This is a genomic window from Pseudoalteromonas sp. J2K-J031 (assembly GCF_058197095.2).
Window position 1 is genome coordinate 283,272 of the sequence record NZ_CM200280.1, and the last position, 20,503, is coordinate 303,774.

The following is a 20,503-nucleotide window of genomic DNA, read 5'->3' on the forward strand; positions in this document are numbered from 1 at the left end:
TTACAGTGCTTTGTAACAGTTTGTGAAAGTTAGCCTAACTAATACTCAAATATGCACAATTACGCTAAGATAGCCGCACTTTACCAACAAAAAAGAGCAATATAATGGATAAATGGTTATTTTTAGCAGTGTTTGTACAAGTCATTCTCACTTTAGTGGTGATGGTTATTATGGGTAAACGCCGCTTTGCTGCGGCAAAAAGCAAACAAATTCCCATGGCGGCGTTTAAAACGATGGCACTGGACAACGCACCTGAGCATGTTATTGCTGCTGGGCGTAATTTTTTAACCCAATTTGAATTACCGGTTTTATTTTATGTGGCGGTATTATTATGTTTGCAGTTGAATTTAACGGGTTGGTTTTCAGTTGCTTGCGCGGGGCTATTTGTATTGAGCCGAGTTATTCATAGCGCCATACATCTAAGCAATAATGATGTATTGAAACGTTATAAAAGCTTTGTTTTCGGGGCGGGGATTTTATTAATCTGGTGGCTTGGAATGCTTGTTCAACTCTTTGTTTTATAATATGCATTAACAAAAAACAGAGCGCTGAGCGCTCTGTTTTCATTTGCTTTATTTAAATCTGCGTACGCCAACCAAGCCAATGAGACCCAGTAACAGCGCTGATAAACTCCCTGAACTTGATTCCGACGTTTTAGGCTTTACCGCTTTTATTAAAGTATTTTCTACCGGCACAATACCCGCATTGGTAGCACTTGCAGGATCGGTATCTAAAATTGAAATACTCATCACTTTAACAAAGTTTTCACCAGCAATTGTTGCGTTTTCTGTGCATTGTGTTGCCGTGTAATTAACTAAAGGGAATTCTTTACAGTTTGTTAAGTTCATAATGCCTTCAACAATGGCCATATCGCCCGCGACCACTTGGCCAAATACGGTAAAACCACCATTTTGCACATCAAGATTAGCTGCATTATTGGTTAAATTGATAAACCATTGGTTCGTCGCACTGTTTGGGTTTCCACCCACTTTTGCCATCGCAATGGTGCCTTTCAAATTTGAATGCTTTGGTTCGTTAATCACCGCCGCATCACTTACAACCGCTTTTAAAGGCAGTGTATTGTCATAAAAAAAACCACCACCTTGTAAGACAAAGCCTTTAACAGCACGGTGAAAAACCGTTTCATTATATGCATCTTTATTTACATAATTTAAAAAGTTGGCCACGGTGGCTGGGGTCGTTTGGTCAAACAAGTTGATTTTGATGTTACCTTGATTGGTGTGTAGTTCAACTATAGTTGCCTGTGCCGTTGTTGATAAAAGTCCCGTTGCTAAAAATGACATAGCGAGTAAATGAGAAGTGCGATGACGCATGATTAATTCCTTTGTTGTTTTTATCTCTAATAAGTGCAGCATAACGACTTGAAATTCATGTGACTAGCAAGATTACACTCAGTTACAATCTTTTTTGTTCACTGAGCTATGTAACGTGAGTTTTACATCTCAGTAAATCTTTCAATAAATACGGCTTTAATTACACGCTAAATTTTATTACTATTTTTTAACAAAAATAAAAATAAGGTTTTCCATGCAACATTCAACAACTTCAAGTGCAATTTGCGATTTTGGTTTACATAAAGGGCAATCTTACCGACAACTGCCGGCCTCCTTTTTAAATTGGATGGTAATGAACAAACATCAACACGCTTGTTTAGCACAACACGAGCTCAATCGCAGACGTCAGGCCGTATTAAATCGATAAGAGTAAGGTTAAGTAAATTTACTTTCTTTGAGTAAAGCTAATTTTGTGCTTTGTCATCTATTTTACCCACTTTGTGCAGTATGATCGTTTAACGACTTGTTTTGATTGATAAGCAATTGCTCTATCAGTTAATAATTACATTCAAAGGCTTTGTCATGCATCGTTCACGCTTCATTTTAACTCTGCTGGGGATCACCACTCTTAGCGCTTGCGCCTTAATTACGCCTTCTAACCAAACGATTACACCTGAGGTGCAACACTTCACACTCTTACATACAAACGACAATCATGGTCGTTTTTGGCAAAATGAACATGGCGAATACGGCATGGCAGCCCGTAAAACATTAATTGATCGTTTAAGGGCGCAAGCAGAAGCAAAAAATAGCACCGTATTATTGTTATCTGGCGGTGATATTAATACCGGCGTGCCAGAATCCGATATGCAATATGCCGAACCTGACTTTAAAGGGATGTCGTTACTGGGTTACGATGCGATGGCGCTGGGTAATCATGAATTTGATAACCCACTACATATTTTAGAAAAGCAGCAAAGCTGGGCGAACTTTCCATTTTTATCAGCCAATATCATTGATACCAAGACCGGCAAAACGGCCTATCAACCTTATAAGATATTTAATAAAAATGGCTTAAAAATAGCCGTTATTGGCCTTACAACCACAGACACGGCAAAAATTGGCAATCCCGAATACATTGGTCATCTTACATTTGCCGAGCCTGTCAGCGTAACAAATACCCTAATTACTGAACTAGACGCAACGGAAAAACCAGATATCACCATAGCGGTAACTCATATGGGTCATTATATTGATGCTAACCACGGTATTAACGCACCCGGTGATGTTACTTTGGCGCGTGGTTTAGCGCCTGGATTACTTGATATTATTGTTGGCGGGCACTCGCAAGAACCTATTTGTATGCGAGCGACCAATGTAGCCAACACAGACTTTAAACCAGGTGATGCCTGCCAACCCGATCAACAAAATGGCACGTGGATTGTGCAAGCCCATGAATGGGGTAAATATGTTGGAAAAGCAGAGTTTGAGTATAAAAACCAGCAGCTACGTCTAGTGAGCTATGAGCTTATCCCTGTTAATATGCAACGTGTTGAGATTGATGCTTCAGGTAAAAAAACCAGCCGATTAGCCCAAACTGAAATTTCACAAGACCCTGCAATGCTTGCTTTTTTACAGCCATTTCAAGCCAAAGGTGATGAAAAGTTATCGGTTTCTATCGCTACCTTGACTGGGCGTTTAGAAGGCGACCGTCAATTTGCGCGTTTTGAACAAACTAATTTAGGTCGTTTAATTGCGGCAGCTCAAATGGAACGTGTAAAAGGCGATTTTGGTATTATCAGTGGCGGTGGCATCCGCAGCTCTATTGAAGGCGGCGATGTAAGTTATAAAGATATTTTATCGGTGCACCCTTTTAAAAACCGTATAAGCTACGTCGATATGAAAGGCGACGAGCTGGTTGGTTATCTTTCTACTATTGCCAGTTTCCCGCCTGATTCTGGCGCATACTGCCAGTTTTATGGTGTTGAGCTCACCCTCGAAAAGGGTGTTGCGCACAGTATAAAAATTCAAGGTAAGCCATTAGACACCACTAAAACCTATCGTTTTAGTATCAATAGCTATAACGCCGCAGGCGGTGATGGTTACCCAGTACTTAAAAACCACCCAGGTTTTGTAGCAACAGATGCAACCGATGCTGAAGTGTTAAAAGAGTTTTTCTTAAAACATAACAACATCAATGCTGCTGATTTTAATTCAAAGTCTGAAATAAAGGTTATTCAGTAACCTTTTCTTTGGCGCTAATCATAAAGCTTTAGCGCCAACACCTCTTTTTAATAAACAGCTTTACTTTCCAATCACTTCAAAGTGGATTTTATCTATTTTATTCAACCCATAATGATGCAATTTTGAACGAGAGCCTTCACCATGTGCTTTTGGCGGATAGTAAATTTCCTTTTGTTCAGGATGCTCAGCAAACACTTCATCAAGAGCTGCACGTATTTCACTGAGGGTTTTTTCAAGGCTATTGGTAAAATTAGGGCGTTTACGCACAATGTGCCCCAGATCGATTAAGCGGTAAAAATACTTATTTGCGATTTCAACTAGCTCTTCAGGCACATCTTTATTTTGGTTAAGCGTTATCTCTTTATTATTTTGGCAAAATTCCATTAACGCGATGTAAAAACATAACGGCTTGTTCGCAAGCGCAACCTCATGTTGCGAGATGCTATTAATGACGGTTTTATTCTGTAGATTAATTAATAGCTTAAGCGGCTCTTGCTCTACGGTAGCCTGAGGCATTAATTGTTCAGGATTACGCCATGCCACAATGTGACTTTTACTCAAATAGAGCAAAATAAAGCTAAACAACCACGGCCATACTGAAAATAACGCATAGATTGGCAAGGGTTGTTCAATTAATTGAATTTCAACTTGGTTGTCGGGGGTCAATAATCGATAGTGCTTACTCTCAATGTCGTCACCTTGATTTACTTGTTTAATCGCTATTGCTTGTAATGACAGAATTTGAACAGGTAAGTATTGATTAACGAGCTGTTGATTTATTTGTTCTAAGTATGTGGTAACCGCAAATGGGTTACCCACTATATTAAGCTTTTCATTAGGCAGTGATAAGCGAGGTAAATCTAATGCAATGCGTGTTTTTACACTCGCTACCGATTGCTCGGTTAATGTTTGATGCTGAAAATAAGTCGTGAGTGAAAAGCACAATTGCAAAGGTAACAAGAATAATACAAGCGCACAGCCAAATTTAATTTTATTGTTCATCTTTGAGTTCCATAATTAGGCCATTTTCGCCACAATGCTGGTATTTTTCAGCTTGATGAAAATAAGTCGACATTTGCTCTTGGGCTAAACTGACCAAGCTTGCTTGAACCGCACAGTATAAATCGGTATTTTCTAGATTCATTTTTAAATACCATTTACTGCCACTGATCCCATCACTAATTGAGGTAATATAGTTGTGTGAAAAGCGCTGTACATCATCTTCTTTCCAATAGGATGCAATAATATCTACTTCACCACGGGCTAAAAGGTCTCGTAAGTCACTGTGAGAATTAGCATAACGGATCGTTAAGCTGTCGGTATTGAGGTCGAGTTTTTTTAATTGCGCTTTTGGTAAAATATGTCCCGAGCGGCTAGTCGGATATTCTATAAGCCCTAACGTTTTATCTAAAAAATAGGCTTTATCTAGGCGGGGTTTTTCTTTTAAAGAGATAAAAAACGCCGTGTAACTTGGGTAACCTAATACAGCCTGATAGTTATAAGTCGACTCCGCCATAAAGGCCTCTACGATATTTTCTTTTGCCAAAATTAAATCGGCAAATCCTTTGCCCAAAAACTCGATTGAATCACTTAGCTTATAACCCCAAAAGACTTCAACGCCTCCAAACTGTCGGCTCACTACGGCATCATGACATAACTTAGCCGCAACTTGATGCGCGAGATCTTCTGACGGTACATACACAACCAATGATTCTAATTGAGATTGATTTTCAAAATTACATTGCACTGATACATCAACAATTAATGGCAGCTCTGTGGTTTCTGGGTATTTTTGTAATTTAGCAATAAAATAAATTACGACAAGACTTAGAAACAAAAATGTAACAATTGTAATTTTTGAGCTTAAAACGTTATAAAGGCGCACTCGCTTTACCAGCTTCTGACTAACTTAAGCTTATTTGAACAATTATTCTTACTTATATCAATAGGTAATTTTACCAGTAATCATTAACTGTTTGTTTATAAAGGTATATTAACAAGTAATTATGAATATCATTGAGTCCTTTCTATTTGGTCTCAAATAAGGACAATTTAACACATCGGATAACTTCAAAAATTGAATTAATCAGCATGAATATCAGCGCAAAAATAAAAACCATTGTCATAATTTCGACATTTTTAACCTTCAGTATTATAAATAAATCTCATGCATGGGCTCAAAACGGTCATCGGGTTGTTGGACAGATTGCCCAAAACCATTTAACCGACACAACAAAATTAGCCATTACCCAATTGCTTGAAGGTGACAAATTACCACAGGTCACGACCTGGGCTGATGAAATGCGCTCTGATCCAAGCAAGTTTTGGAAAAAAGAATCAGTTGTATGGCATTACATTAATATCAATGAAGTGAATGATTTTAAACCTGAACGTTATCGTATTACGGCAACTGAAGGTGAGGTAACGGATGCTTACTCTGCCATCTTAAAAAGCATTGCAGTGCTACAAAGCGAGCAAATATCGCTAGACAAAAAGCGTTTTTACTTTCGCTTTTTAACGCATTTAGTCGGTGACATTCACCAACCCATGCACGTTGGTCGAAAAGACGACCGTGGCGGTAATGATATTAAAGTAAAATATTTTAATAAAGATACTAACTTACATGCATTATGGGATCGGGATTTATTGGAAGGTGAAAACCTGTCTTTTACTGAATACGCGTATTTTATTGATACAACGAATAAAGAAATTATTAGTGAATATTTAGCCAGTGAACCAAAAGACTGGGTACTTGAATCATTTCATATTGCAAAAAAATTATATGAAATTGACGATGGTGACTTTTCATACAGCTATGTGTATGAACAAAAAAACACAATGAATACCCGCTTGTTACAAGGCGGAATAAGATTAGCAGGCTTGTTAAATGCAATATTTGACCCGGCTGCAATACCTTTGGTGCACGCGTTAAAGCTAAACCAAACCAATGAAGTTAATAATTAATATAAAGCTAACTTTTTAAAACTATAGTTACACGGGAAACTAACTAGATGAAAACTCAACTACGTAAAAAGGCGCTAACACTTGCTGTTGCAGCTTGTTTAGGTGTCAGTGGTGCAGCAATGGCGAATGAAACGTCTTCTGCTGTTAAAGGTCAGATTATGGGACCTAACGGTAATCCTGCCGCGGGTACTAAAGTCACGATTATTCATGTACCGTCAGGTTCAACTAAAATTGTTGAAGTTAATGATGCTGGCTACTTCAGTGTAAAAGGTCTGCGTGTTGGTGGCCCATACCAAGTAATCGTTGATTCTGATACTTTTGAAGACACCATGGTTGAAAATGTCTATCTGAGTCTTGGTAATGATTACCCTGTGAATGTTGCTCTAAATGCTAAAACAAATATGGAGCAAATCGTTGTAACGGGTAACGTTATCAGTTCAATGTCTGGTGGTACGGGTCCTGCGTCAACATTTACATTGTCAGATCTTGAATCTGCTCCAGCAATTAACCGCGATTTAAAAGACATTGTACGTGCCGATCCTCGTGTTTATGTTGATGATAGCCGTGGTGCGATTCAATGTGGTGGTGGTAACCCTCGTTACAACAGCTTAACGCTTGATGGCGTTCGTATGAATGACAACTTCGGTTTAAGCTCAAATGGTTACCCAACAATTCGTGCTCCATTCTCGTTTGATTCAATTGAACAAGTTGCTGTTGAACTTGCGCCATTTGATGTTCAATACGGTGGTTTCACCTCGTGTAACATTAACGCTGTAACAAAGTCTGGTACAAATGAAGTACACGGTGGATTCTTCTATGACTTCACGAGCGACTCATTAAAAGGCGACAAAATCAAAGACGAAAGCGTTGATAACGGTAATTACACTGAAAAACGTTATGGCTTCAACGTTGGCTTACCTTTAATCCAAGATACATTATTCTTATTTACCTCGTATGAGAAATTAGATGGTATTGCACAGCTTCAGTACGATGGTTTAAGCACAGGCAGTGTTTCACAAGCTGAATTAGACCGCATCATCAAAATCACTCGCGACACGTATGGTTATGACGCAGGCTCTATGCCTGGTAGCATGCCAGTTGGCGATGAAAAAGTATTAGTTAAACTAGACTGGAATATTAACTCAGACCACCGTGCTAGCTTAGTGTATAACTGGAATGATGGTTATACCTTATCTCAGTCAGATTCAGGCGGCGATACAGTTTCATTAGACAGTCATTTTTATGAGCAAGGTGCTGAATTTACTTCAATCATCGGCTCTGTTTATTCTGATTGGAACTCAAACTTCTCAACAGAAGTTCGTATTGGTAAATCTAAATTAGACGCACGTGTAGAATCACTTGATGCTGCAAGTAGCTTTGGTGAATTCAGAATCAACACCACCGATGGTGGACGTGTTTATATTGGTCCTGATGACTCGCGTCAATCAAACGATTTAAACTACGACACAACTACATTTAAAGTAGCTGGTACTTATTACTTAGATCAACACACCCTGACAGCAGGTTATGAGTTTGAAGAGTTAGACGTATTCAACTTATTTATGCAACATTCACAAGGTGAGTTTGTATTTGATTCTGTTGATGATTATGCAGCTGGTTTAGCTGGTGATGTTTATTATAATAATGCCGCTGGCACCAATAATCCAAATGATGTCGCTGCAGCATTTGCTTATGCACAGCACACTTTTTATATCCAAGATGAATACAGCTTTGACAATATCGATGCAACGCTAACATTTGGTCTTCGTTACGACAAATATACCAGCGATGATAAACCAAACTACAACAAACAGTTTGAAGATCGTTATAACTTCAGCAATCAAAAGAACATGGATGGCATTGACTTATTACAACCACGTGTTGGCTTTAACTGGTCTGCATCTGAGGACTTAGAAGTACGCGCGGGTATGGGTCTTTACTCTGGTGGTAACCCAAATGTGTGGGTATCAAATGCTTACTCTAATGATGGTGTAACTCAGATTGGTCGTTATGCTGGCAATATCAAATTATTTGATATTCCAATGACTAATGGTGGAAAACCTGGTTATGAAGTGCCTCAATTTATGTTTGATGCCATTCAAAATACACCAATTGGTCAAGGTGATGGCACTGTAAACGCTATTGCACAAGATTTTGAAATCCCATCAGAGTGGAAATATGCAGTAGGCGCAACCTACATTCTGCCAGATGATTACACCGTTTCTGTTGATTTACTTCATACGCAAAAACGTAATTCAGCGATTTTAACTGATATTGCACAACGTGATTCGGGTAAAAATGCGTTTGATGGTCGCCCAATCTATGAATCAATTGAAGGCCGTAGCGGTGAATTATTGCTTGATAACGTATCGGGTGATGATGGCGAATCAACAATCCTTTCAGCTGCATTGAGTAAAGAATATGATAACGGTATTAATTTTACTGTGTCTTATGCTTATACCGATTCAAAAGATGTAAACCCTATGACTAGCTCAACGGCTAGCTCTAACTACGGTAACTTAGCAACTACAAATCCTGGTAACCCAGGTGTTGCTACTTCTGATTATGAAGTGCCGCATCGCTTTACACTTCAATTAGGCTATAAAGTCGAATTATTCGAAGGTTATACCACTCGCTTTAACCTATTTGGTCAAGCAAGCCAAGGTCAACCATACAGCTTCACGTTTGATGGCGCTGATAGCCAGTTTGGTGATGCCAATTCAAATCGCTCTCGTCAATTAGTGTATATTCCATTAGTAGACGATCCGAATGTTGTTTACACGCCATACTCAAAAGACCCAGTTACCGGTAAAGAAACTGGTTTTGATAAAGCGCTATTTGATCAATTCATTGAATCTGAAGGCTTAACTCGTGGCGCTATTGCAGGTCGTAATAGTAACAACGCTGATTGGTTCACTAAAGTTGATTTACGTGTATCGCAACAAATCCCAGGTTTTATGGATGGTCATAAAGGCGAAGTATTCTTTGTTATTAACAACTTAACAAACTTACTTAACAGTGATTGGGGCACAATGGAAAAAGGTGGCTTTGTTGGTAACCGTATGGTGAAGGCAAAAATTAATGCTGAAGGTAAATACGAATATAATACGTTCAATGCCAGAAATGCTAACTTATCTGTCCAACGCGATGCCTCTTTATGGGAAATGCGCCTTGGTGTGAACTACCGTTTCTAATTTAAATACGCAATTTAAATACCAAAGACCTAAGCTTGCTTAGGTCTTTTTTTATGTCATTGATTTGATTTTAAAGCTAATAATCGCTGTTCAAGTTTATCAAGCGTGATCATCAAATCGCGGTATTCAGATGCCGACAAAGCGCCAAGGAGCTCAGACTCCCATGCCAACGCTTTAGGCGCAAGTTCCTGATACAGCAACTGCCCGCCTTCGCTTAACGTTAAAACACTCGCCCGTTTATCAAGTTGATTGGGTAGTTTTTCTATCAATTGTTTATCTTGTAATAACTTAATGGTACGTGACACCGTTGATTTATCCATCACCGCACATTCACCCAATTCTTTTGCATTTGCAGATTTTTTTTCAGCCAAATTAACTAAAATGCGCCATTCTGGGATCGAAAGTTGATGCTCATCTTGATAGACCTTAGCAAACGTTTCGCTCACATGGCCCGTTAATAAGCTCAAGCGATAAGGTAAAAAGTGTTGCAGTTGTAGAGCCATAAAATGTCTGTGCCATAAAAGAGTGAAAGGTGTGTCAAGTCGCACCATAGCACTGCAGACAAAAAAAGAAAATACTCTCAAACAAGAGTATTTAATTGCAATGCGAGTTAAATAAAGCGTTTTTAATGAAAATATTTATACTTTCACCCTTGAATTTACTCTCACGTGAGAGTAAATTCAAATAACTCTCAACAGAAACAGAAGATAAAACCATGACAGTATTTAATTACATGACGGGATTTGGCAACGAATTCGAAACCGAAGCGTTACCAGGTGCATTACCTATCGGCCAGTTCAGCCCACAAAAAGTAAAATACGATTTATATGCTGAGCAGTTTAATGTGACCGCCTTTACAGCACCTCGTGCTGACAACCGTCGTAATTGGTTTTATCGTATTCGCCCTTCTGTGATCCAAGGTGATTATCAAGCAATGGATAACGGTTTAATTCGCACCGCGCCAATTACTGAAGCCATTACCCCACCGACCATGTTCCGTTGGGATCCGGTTGCTATTCCAAGCGAACAAACCGACTTCATTGATGGCTTAAAAACCATGGCTGCAAACGGCAGTGCACAAGGTCAAGCTGGGGTCGGTATTCACGTTTATGTAGCCAATCAATCGATGCAAGGGCGTTACTTTTACAATGCCGATGGCGAGATGCTGTTCGTGCCTCAGCTTGGTGCCTTGGTACTGCACACTGAATGTGGCAAGCTGGCGATTAAACCGGGTGAGATTGCCGTGATCCCTCGCGGAATTAAATTCAAAGTCGAACTACTCGACGAGACAGCCCGTGGTTATATTTGTGAAAACTATGGCAACCCATACATTTTAGCCGAACGTGGCCCTGTAGGTGCCAATGGCTATGCCAATGACCGTGACTTCCAATACCCAGTTGCGTCATTTGAAGATATTGAAGGTGAATTTGAACTGGTTGCTAAATTTAACGGCAATTTATTCCGTTGTGATATTGGTCACTCACCGCTTGATGTGGTTGCGTGGACAGGAAACAGCGCCCCTTACAAATACGATTTAAGCCGTTTTTGTACCATGAACACGGTCAGTTTTGATCATCCTGATCCGTCTATTTTTACAGTATTGACCTCACCATCGGGTACACCTGGCGTAGCAAACCTAGACTTTGTTGTGTTTCCACCGCGCTGGATGGTGGCAGAAAACACCTTTAGACCACCGTATTATCACCGTAATATCATGAGTGAGTTCATGGGCTTAATTGAAGGTGTTTACGATGCCAAAGAAAAAGGATTTGTACCAGGTGGCATGAGCTTACATAACTGCATGTCTCCACATGGCCCAGAAGCCGACGTGTTTGAAAAAGCCTCGAACGCTGAGCTGCAGCCACAACGCTACGAAAATACCATGGCCTTTATGTTCGAATCGCGTTATGTTATTTCGCCCACTAAGTTCGCACTTGAAGGGGATCACTTGCAAAAAGATTACACCAAGTGCTGGCAAAAAATTGAAAAGAAATTCACCGGTCAGGCATAAGGATCACACCATGAAACTTTACAGCTATTTTCGCTCATCTGCTGCGTACCGCGTACGCATTGCGTTGAATTTAAAGAATATTGACCATGAATTAGTGCCCGTAAACTTATTAAAATCTGAGCAACAAGGCGCTGATTACATAAGTAAAAACCCACAAGGGTTATTACCCGCTCTTGAAACTGAGCAAGGTGTACTGGCACAATCGTTAGCCATGTTAGAATGGCTAGAAGAAACACAGCCCAACACCCCAGCATTGCTGCCAGCCGATCCGTGGCAAAAAGCGCAAGTCCGTAATCTGTGTTATGCCATCGCGTGTGATATTCACCCAATTGATAATCTACGGGTATTAAAGTATTTAAGCAGCGAGCTCGGTGCAGACGACGACACTAAAAATACCTGGTACCGCCATTGGATAGAAGTGGGTTTTGCTAAAATCGAAACCATGCTTGGCGCTGGGCCATTTTGTTTTGGTGACACACCAACCCTTGCGGACTTATGTTTAGTGCCACAAGTATTTAATGCACACCGCTTTAAAGTCGATATGACGCAATTTCCAAAAATTGAAGCCATTTATCAGCATTGTAATACCCTACAAGCCTTTATTGACGCTGCACCCGAAAACCAAATCGACGCCGCTTAACGTTAAAGGTTCAAAACCCAACTAAAAACGCCTCAATTGAGGCGTTTTGCGTATCTAAAGGCACATAAGCGAATGGGAGAACACGCTTGTTTAATTGCCCGTTAACCTGAGGTGACCAACAAACCTGAAATTAACAATGCCGACCAACATAAAGTGAAACATGCAGATATAACCATTGATTGAGTGAACACCGATTTCCCAAAGGTGCACCTGATGAGATCTATAACACTTAAAACACCAATGATGGGGAATGTGATAAAAGTGAGCATTAACCTAGGCTGCGCATCTGAAAAATATAATTGCCAAAACGCAGATGTGTTACTTATTTTATTTGCTGTATAACATACATAGGCAGGTGCACTCAATACGATTAAAATCAGTGCCGTAATTAAAAATAAAGTTGCCATTTACTTGTATCCTCCATGAAAGCTAACAGCCTCACACATCCCAAAATAGGATGTTTAAACAGACTATATGGGGTTTTCAACTCGTCCCAATAATGCCAACGAACTTTAATCGTGTAAACAGTTACTTACTTGGCAATTTTAAATGCTAAACAGACATAGCCCACCACTTTAAAAAACGGGATGTTTTGGATAAATAGTACAAAATAAGAACGACCCAATTCATTAACCATATTATTTACGCTCTATAGAACAGCTAGAATCGGCCGAACTCCACATTCCTTCACTAGCAAGATTACACCTACGGAAATCTTAAAAAACTCAAGGCTGATAAATTTTCCCTTCGATCAAACTTGAAGACGGATCATACACCGTGCTTGGTGATTTATCTTTAATCGAGCGGCATTGAAAGCCTAGTGCTTGAAAGTGATTCGAACTCTATTTCCAAAAATCAACGCAGTTTTAGCACCCTATAATAAAACTGCAATTTTTCGGTGTTTTAATTAATTCCGAGTAAAAAAGTTAAATCATCAAATAAAATCCTAAGTTTCAGTAATTTAATACATAGCGTTGGTTTTAAATTTAACATTATTATCTATACTCTTTTGACTGAGACTAAAGGAGGTGATTTTGAAAAATCAAGTCGACATAATGAACTTTGAGATAAATCAATTACTTGAATCAATTTATTTTTGTTATGGCTATGATTTTCGAAATTACGCGCGTGCCTCTTTAGAACGAAAAATCAGGCATCGTGTAGCACTTTCAAATTTAAGTAGTATCTCAGCAATGAATGAAAAAATTATTTATGAACCTGACTTTTTTAATTTATTTCTTAAAGATATGTCGGTTACCGTCACTGAAATGTTTCGTGATCCTCACGTATTTAAAGCGTTAAGAGACTCAATCTGCCAATATTTGCAAACTTATTCACGTATCAATATCTGGCATGCAGGCTGTGCAACGGGTGAAGAAGCCTACTCGATGGCGATATTATTATATGAGGAGGGATTACTCCAAAGGACGCGAATCTATGCAACTGATTATAATAACCACTCTCTAGATATTGCTAAAAAAGGCACATACTCTGAAAAAAAAATCGCACCGTTTGCACAAAATTACCTTGATGCTGGGGGGAAAACACTCCTATCTGATTATTACCGCACGCAAAAAGGGAATGTTGTTTTCAATGATCAGCTAAAACAGCAGATCACGTTTGCCAACCACAATCTGATGAAAGATCAAGTTTTCGCACAAATGCACCTCGTGCTTTGTCGCAATGTGCTCATTTACTTTAATCCAACTTTGCAAAATCGCGTAATTAATCTCTTCAAAGAGAGTTTAGTCCATCGCGGTTTTTTGATTTTAGGCCAAAAAGAAAGCTTAGAATTAATTAAAGAAAGAAATGCATTTACTGAGTATATAAAAAATGAACGCATTTATCGCAAAAGCAATAACTTATGAACTATGAAGCTCTGGTAATTGGCGTATCTGCGGGAGGCTTAGAAGCACTCACTCAGATAATACCTGAACTACCTAGCGATTTTCCTATTCCTGTAGTAATTGTGCCACATCGTAAACATACAAGAGGCGACTATCTCGTAGACTACTTTGCAAAGCGCTGCCAACTTAAAGTCATGTGTGCTGAACCTGGACAAGCTATCCAAAAGGGATTTGTTTATATTGCGCCATCGGGTTACCACTTATTAATTGAGCAACAATACACCTTTAGTTTAAGTATTGATAACCGCGTTAACTATTCCATTCCGTCGATTGATGTATTATTCGAATCTGCCGCGATGTGTTATCAAGACAAACTCATCGGCCTTATTTTAACAGGTGCAAATAATGATGGCAGTTTAGGGCTAAAAATGATTAATTATTATAATGGGCTATCGTTAGTACAAGATCCTGAAACGGCAGAGTATGCCACAATGCCAAATTCAGCTATCAATACATCAACCATTGATTTTATTTTACCGTTAACCGATATCCCCGTTTTTTTAACAACCTTGCTTATGAGTAAACAAGATGAAACACCCTCGATGTAAAATCCTGATAGTGGATGATGAACCCAATAACCACCGTGTTTATCAGCGCACGCTCGAATCGTTGCACATCGAATTTGTTAATGTTTTATCTGGGCAACAAGCGCTTGCGGTGGCCCATAAACACCACTTTTTCTTGATATTAATGGATGTACAGATGCCAGAAATGGATGGCTTTGAAACCGCATCCTTATTACTCAACCACCCAAAAACAGCTCATATCCCAATTATCTTTATAACCGCTTTTGATCGCGATGAAAGTTTTGAATTTAAAGGCTATGCTAGTGGCGCAGTCGATTACCTCGTAAAGCCTATTAATGATGATATTTTAAAAAGTAAAGTGAATGTGTTTTTAGAACTTTTTTTAGATAAAGAAAAGCTCGAGGAAGCCTGTTTAATTCGCCAAAAGGTTGAAAACGAATTACGCATCCATCAAGCTAATTTAGAAAACATTGTTCAGGAGAGGACCGAAGCATTACAAACCTCAATAACTGAATTACTCAACACACAACAAAAATTAGTAGAAACAGAAAAAATGGCCTCTTTAGGTCGCCTTGTTGCAGGTGTTGCACATGAACTGAATACGCCTTTAGGAATTTGTGTCACGGCGGCATCTTATCTTGAAATTGACACCAAAGAAGTCCGGCAATCTGTCACAGAAAACACCATAAGTAAAAAGAAACTAACGACTTATTTAGAGTCCGCGAACCAAGCATCTTTATTGCTCTTATCAAATTTAGAACGCGCAGCTGCACTTATTAGTAATTTCAAATTAATCGCCGTTGACATTAGCAGTGAAGCATTGCGCGACTTTAATTTATTTGAATATATCCAAACCACTCTCGATAATTTACAGCCCGCTCTGAAACAAACAACAATTAAAACATCTTTAACAGGTGACCACTCTATTTGGGTGAATACCTCGCCGGGTAATATTTCGCAAATAATTACAAATCTCGTAATGAACTCTTTATTACACGCATTTGAAGATGAAAAAAAAGGCGAAATAGTGATTAATTTATTGCAAGACAATCAGGGTATTCAAATTCACTATAGCGACAATGGCATAGGTATGAATAAAGAAACAAAAAAACTTATTTTTGAACCTTTTTTTACAACTAAACGGGGCATGGGTGGCAGCGGCCTTGGGCTCTCCATTGTTTTTAACTTAGTAACTCAAAACCTTGGCGGTGAGATAGTCTGTCACAGTGAGATAAATCAAGGGGCACATTTTACAATTTGCCTCCCGTTATCGCTAAGAATAATAGCACCGAAATAATATAAACTTTTTAAATATTAAATTTTCATCCATATAGATCGGAGAAGGTTAATGACATTGACTATAGGTAAAAAAATATCCTTAGCGTTTACTGCAATACTGACTCTTATCTTCGCAATGGGGATCATCATCTATCGTCTTAACTCAAATATTCAGGTTGTCGCTAAAGAAATACAACAAGATGATGTGCCAGGCGTGATCCTCTACTTACAACTGTTAGATGAAATAGGCGATATGCACCGTAATGTAGTTGAATACAGTAATGGTGAAATGAATAGGCTAGAAGAGTTTCAAAGTAATTTACACGAATTTCAGAACTTTTTTGCTCAATTAAAGCCCCTTGAAATCAGCTCTACTGAAGATAAACAGAAAGTAGAAAAAATAGAACGCTTAATGGGTGAATACATTAATGATGTTAAACATAATGTCTTTGATGTCTATGATCCCCTTAATGAGCGATGGTCTTTACAAACGATTGAAGAGCTAGAACGTAATCAAGGCGCTGAGTTACAACAACTCTTAAGTACATTAAAAGAACAAGAGTTTAATGATTCTCTCAAAACACTCAGCATCGAAGAGGCAATTAAAGATGGTTTGCCCGGCATACGCTACTACCTCGAATTAATTGACCTAACAGGTGACATGTTTGCATCATTAAATGGGTACGTAGAAGGTAAACATGAACAAAAGAAAATTTTTAAAACCAATGCCGAAAACTTCACTCATTATTTTAATTTACTCAGTCCCCTTGAGCAAAAGCCAAATGAAATTCGTGATTTGATAACCATTAACCGGCTTTATAGCGACATAGTGCGAACTGCAGACACGATTTTTCGTAAATATAACCCTGAAGGTAAAAAAAACGGCTTAAAAGTGGTTGATAGGCTTGAGCAAACTACTTTTAAAGAAATGGAAAAGATTCTTGATAGCTCGTCTTTAGAAGAACAAGACGATTCAAACATGGCATTGTTAGGTTTATCAGAAACCTTAGACACCGTTAATGAGATAGTTATCAGCATTACCGTAATTTCCCTTCTAATAGGGCTCATCATTAGTTATTGGATCACCAAAACGATTTTACGCGCTGTTGGCGGTGAGCCCGATGTCATTGCAAAACTCGCCAATGAAGTGTCGTTAGGAAATATCATTCTCACTTTAGATAACAAACATAACGAAGCTACGGGTATCTATGCCGCACTTATTAATATGATTGAGGCTTTGAAAATAAAAATTAAGATGACAGAACAAATTACGCAAGGTGATTTATCTTCGCGTATTGAACTTGCTTCTGACAATGACACTTTAGGTATCGCATTAAATAAAATGCAGCTTAATTTTAAAGAGATGGTTGAGCAAGCAAATGCCTTTGCAGCAGGAGACTACAGCAGCCAAATCACACCACGCTCAAAGCAAGATGAGTTTGGTATCGCCCTATCACACATGATGAAGCAAGTAACTGATAGAAATAATCAAGTGGAAGCGCAAAATTGGCTAAAAACCCAAGTGATGAAAGTGAGCAAACTTTCACAAGGTATTGATGACATACAACTGATGACTGAGCAACTCATTAGTGAGTTAGCAAGCACTTTGCAAGCAGGGCATGCAACTTTTTATCTGTTAGAAGAACAACAAACAAAAACCGAGGTACGTTATCAATTAAGGGCCAGCTACGGTTACAAAGAACGCAAACACATAGCTAATAATTATGCTTTAGGAGAAGGGTTAGTTGGGCAATGCGCTCTAGAAAAACAAAATATTTTATTAACAAATGTCCCAACTGATTATATTAAAATTAATTCGGGGCTTGGTGAACAAACCCCTCTTAATATCCTTTTATTACCTATCTTATTCGAAGGCTCAACGCTTGCAGTTATTGAAATCGCCAGTTTCAATCCATTTAATGAAATACAATTAGAGTTTCTTAACCAAGCAATGACTAACTTAGGCATAACAATAAATAGCTTAATAAGCCGTAAACGCGTAGTTCAACTATTAGAACAATCACAAAGCCAAACTGAAGAATTACAAAGCCAAACTGAAGAGCTACAAAGCCAATCAGAAGAATTACGGGCCACCAATGAAGAATTAGAACAAAAAGCAAATACATTAAATCGGCAATCAAACGCATTACAAAACGCAAATGCCGATTTAGAAGCAAAAACAAAAGATCTCGAAATAAAACAAAAAGACATTGAAATTAAAAACCAACAAATTGAAGAAAAAGCCAAAGAATTAGCGATTGCCAGCAAATATAAATCCGAATTTCTGGCAAATATGTCACATGAATTACGAACGCCTTTAAACAGCTTGTTATTATTAGCCAAAGGGTTAGCAAACAACAAAGAAGGTAATTTAACACCTGTACAAGTTGAAGATGCAAGAGTAATTTTTGATGGTGGTAATAGCCTATTAACCTTGATAAATGACATTATGGATTTATCAAAGGTTGAAGCTGGCAAGCTAACCATACATGACGAACCGGTTTCGCTTGAACGTTTAAGCAGTAATTTAGATAAAATGTTTAGCCCATTAGCAAAAGAACGGAATTTAGCTTTTTCTATTCAAATCGACGAAAAAATAGCAAAGGTGTTTAAGAGTGACAGTTTGCGGGTTGAACAAATTTTGCGAAACTTACTCTCCAATGCAATAAAATTTACACCACATGGCAGCGTAACATTATCTATCTATAAACCTCCGTTAGAAACACACTTTACCCATAGTGACCTTAACGCTCTAACGAGTATTGCTTTTTCAGTCATTGATACTGGGATAGGTATTCCTGATGATAAACAAATTGCAATTTTTGAAGCATTTCAACAAGAGGATGGCACTACAAGCCGAAAATATGGCGGCACTGGACTAGGACTAACCATAGCACGCGAACTTAGCCGCTTATTAGGTGGCGAAATTCATCTTAAAAGTGAATTAGGTGTTGGCAGCACCTTTACCCTATATTTATCAGACATCATCAATGAAAGCACACCTAAAGGGCCAATCTCACACACCCTAACATCGCACAATGAAACCACAACGCAAAAGCAAACAACATCAATGATCACGCAGTTACCACTCGATGACAGACACCTCATTAAACAAGGTGATAGTACGTTATTAATTATTGAAGACGATGACAACTCACTCAAGCTAATACAAAAATTAGCGAATCAATACAACTATAAACACTTAGTAACCCACAATACTATCAGCGCCGTCGCCCTAGCCAAACAATATCATCCAAATGGTATTATTTTAAATATTGACCTTCCCGATATTGATGGTTGTCAAATCATTGCACAACTAAAACGTGACGCCATAACAAGCAATATACCCATTCAAGTTATCTCATCCTATAGTGAGCAAAAGAATAAGATTTTAGGGTTGGGGGCCATGGGCTTTATAAAAAAACCTATCAATGAAACTCAATTAAACGCTATTTTCACTCGAATTCAAAAAATCACTGATAATCATGTTCGCCGAGTGTTGCTCATCGAAGATGATAAAAGTAACCAAAAAGCCACAACTCAACTCCTTGAAAATGAATATATTAAAATCACCAGCGTCGGAACAGCTAAAGCAGGTATAGCCCAAATAGAAACCGGATTGTACGATGTTATTATTCTTGATATCGGCTTACCAGACATGAGCGGTTTTGAACTACTCAATATCATTAGCGAAAGTGCACAAGAAAACACACCACCTATCATTATCTATACTGGGCGCGAGATCAGTCCACAAGAACAAAAACATCTCGATCAATATTCCGCTTCCATTGTATTAAAAGGGGCAAATTCTGCCGAACGGCTAGAAGACGATATTGCTCTCTTTCTACATAAGAAAAATACAATGCATGAAAAAGAGGTGAACTTAATTCATAACGAGAGCGCAATATTCAATTTAAGCAAAGTGCTGTTAGTTGATGACGACATGCGTAATTGCTATGCCTTATCAAAACGACTCATAGAACTTGGAATGACTGTCGAACTGGCTGAAAATGGGCAAGAAGCATTAAATGCATTAGCACAGCAGCATGATTTTAACCTGATATTAATGGATACAATGATGCCCGTGATGGATGGAAATAAAGCGACAGAGCTGATACGCCAGATACCCGAATATAAAAACGTACCTATTATTGCTTTAACAGCAAAAACAATGCCTGAGGATAAAGAAAAATGTCTGCTTGCAGGGGCATCAGAATACATAACTAAACCCATCGATTTTGAAAAATTGATTTCGATTATGCGGATTTGGTTATTCGCACACAAATAAAAGGGTGAACACGCGTTTTGAGAAAAGTTAAACTGACGAATGGCTGACTGTAATAGCATAGTTATTTTTGCCACCTAAATAGTGGCGATATTATTGTCTCGTAGATAACTTTAGGTGAAAAAATAACATCGACCACCTGAAAAACATTTAGCGCT

At 38.5% G+C, this 20,503-nt stretch carries 16 protein-coding genes; 12 read left to right on the forward strand and 4 right to left on the reverse strand.

Features of this window, described 5'->3' with window-relative positions; translation table 11 throughout:
• Positions 1-104 precede the first annotated feature (104 nt).
• Positions 105-524 (forward strand): MAPEG family protein, encoded by a 420-nt coding sequence (locus AC3KZC_RS18495; RefSeq protein ID WP_490577667.1) that lies wholly within the window; start codon positions 105-107, stop codon positions 522-524.
• Positions 525-572: 48 nt separating this feature from the next.
• Here the strand turns inward: AC3KZC_RS18495 and AC3KZC_RS18500 are convergent, their stop codons facing one another.
• A complete protein-coding gene (locus AC3KZC_RS18500; protein ID WP_490577666.1) occupies positions 573-1,334 on the reverse strand; it encodes a peptidylprolyl isomerase in 762 nt (253 codons plus the stop codon).
• Positions 1,335-1,548: 214 nt separating this feature from the next.
• Here AC3KZC_RS18500 and AC3KZC_RS18505 point away from each other — a divergent pair, with 214 nt between their 5' ends.
• Together AC3KZC_RS18505 and ushA are read left to right on the forward strand one after the other, a co-directional pair.
• The gene (locus AC3KZC_RS18505) at positions 1,549-1,722 is read left to right on the forward strand and encodes a hypothetical protein (RefSeq protein WP_490577665.1); all 174 of its coding nucleotides are present in this window, start codon (positions 1,549-1,551) and stop codon (positions 1,720-1,722) included.
• A 155-nt stretch (positions 1,723-1,877) separates the two neighbouring features.
• On the forward strand, positions 1,878-3,539 hold the full coding sequence (ushA, locus tag AC3KZC_RS18510) for a bifunctional UDP-sugar hydrolase/5'-nucleotidase UshA (protein ID WP_490577664.1): 1,662 nt from the start codon (positions 1,878-1,880) through the stop codon (positions 3,537-3,539).
• Between the two features lie 60 nt (positions 3,540-3,599).
• On the opposite strand, the gene AC3KZC_RS18515 is transcribed toward ushA, so the two are convergent.
• A complete protein-coding gene (locus AC3KZC_RS18515) occupies positions 3,600-4,541 on the reverse strand; it encodes a hypothetical protein (RefSeq protein WP_490577663.1) in 942 nt (313 codons plus the stop codon).
• Positions 4,531-5,376: a type 2 periplasmic-binding domain-containing protein gene (locus AC3KZC_RS18520; RefSeq protein ID WP_490577662.1), complete on the reverse strand. Its 846-nt coding sequence runs from the start codon at positions 5,374-5,376 to the stop codon at positions 4,531-4,533. The genes AC3KZC_RS18515 and AC3KZC_RS18520 overlap by 11 nt, the downstream gene beginning before the upstream one ends.
• Before the next feature lie 254 nt (positions 5,377-5,630).
• Between AC3KZC_RS18520 and AC3KZC_RS18525 the strand changes: the two genes are divergently transcribed.
• Together AC3KZC_RS18525 and AC3KZC_RS18530 are read left to right on the forward strand one after the other, a co-directional pair.
• On the forward strand, positions 5,631-6,503 hold the full coding sequence (locus AC3KZC_RS18525) for a S1/P1 nuclease (protein WP_490577661.1): 873 nt from the start codon (positions 5,631-5,633) through the stop codon (positions 6,501-6,503).
• A gap of 47 nt (positions 6,504-6,550) precedes the next feature.
• Positions 6,551-9,697 (forward strand): TonB-dependent receptor, encoded by a 3,147-nt coding sequence (locus tag AC3KZC_RS18530; RefSeq protein WP_490577660.1) that lies wholly within the window; start codon positions 6,551-6,553, stop codon positions 9,695-9,697.
• 56 nt (positions 9,698-9,753) lie between these two features.
• Here AC3KZC_RS18530 and AC3KZC_RS18535 read toward each other — a convergent pair whose 3' ends face one another.
• Positions 9,754-10,200, reverse strand: coding sequence for a MarR family winged helix-turn-helix transcriptional regulator (locus AC3KZC_RS18535; RefSeq protein WP_490577659.1), 447 nt, complete (start codon positions 10,198-10,200; stop codon positions 9,754-9,756).
• A gap of 212 nt (positions 10,201-10,412) precedes the next feature.
• Here AC3KZC_RS18535 and hmgA point away from each other — a divergent pair, with 212 nt between their 5' ends.
• The 7 genes from hmgA (at position 10,413) to AC3KZC_RS18570 (ending at position 20,348) form a co-directional block, all read left to right on the forward strand.
• Positions 10,413-11,708 carry a homogentisate 1,2-dioxygenase gene (gene hmgA, locus AC3KZC_RS18540; protein ID WP_490577658.1) on the forward strand — a complete coding sequence of 432 codons (1,296 nt, stop codon included), beginning with the start codon at positions 10,413-10,415 and terminating at the stop codon, positions 11,706-11,708.
• Between the two features lie 10 nt (positions 11,709-11,718).
• Complete coding sequence (gene maiA / locus AC3KZC_RS18545; RefSeq protein WP_490577657.1) at positions 11,719-12,348, forward strand: maleylacetoacetate isomerase; 630 nt, start codon at positions 11,719-11,721, stop codon at positions 12,346-12,348.
• Positions 12,349-12,561: 213 nt separating this feature from the next.
• Entirely contained in the window at positions 12,562-12,690 is a 129-nt protein-coding gene (locus AC3KZC_RS18550; protein ID WP_490577656.1) for a hypothetical protein, read from the forward strand.
• A 686-nt stretch (positions 12,691-13,376) separates the two neighbouring features.
• The gene (locus AC3KZC_RS18555) at positions 13,377-14,216 is read left to right on the forward strand and encodes a CheR family methyltransferase (protein ID WP_490577655.1); all 840 of its coding nucleotides are present in this window, start codon (positions 13,377-13,379) and stop codon (positions 14,214-14,216) included.
• Positions 14,213-14,803, forward strand: a complete 591-nt coding sequence (locus AC3KZC_RS18560; protein WP_490577654.1) for a chemotaxis protein CheB — start codon at positions 14,213-14,215, stop codon at positions 14,801-14,803. The genes AC3KZC_RS18555 and AC3KZC_RS18560 overlap by 4 nt, the downstream gene beginning before the upstream one ends.
• Complete coding sequence (locus AC3KZC_RS18565) at positions 14,784-16,079, forward strand: response regulator (protein ID WP_490577653.1); 1,296 nt, start codon at positions 14,784-14,786, stop codon at positions 16,077-16,079. Before AC3KZC_RS18560 ends, AC3KZC_RS18565 begins: the two co-directional genes overlap by 20 nt.
• 51 nt (positions 16,080-16,130) lie before the next feature.
• A complete protein-coding gene (locus tag AC3KZC_RS18570) occupies positions 16,131-20,348 on the forward strand; it encodes a response regulator (protein ID WP_490577652.1) in 4,218 nt (1,405 codons plus the stop codon).
• The last annotated feature ends 155 nt before the right edge of the window (positions 20,349-20,503 follow it).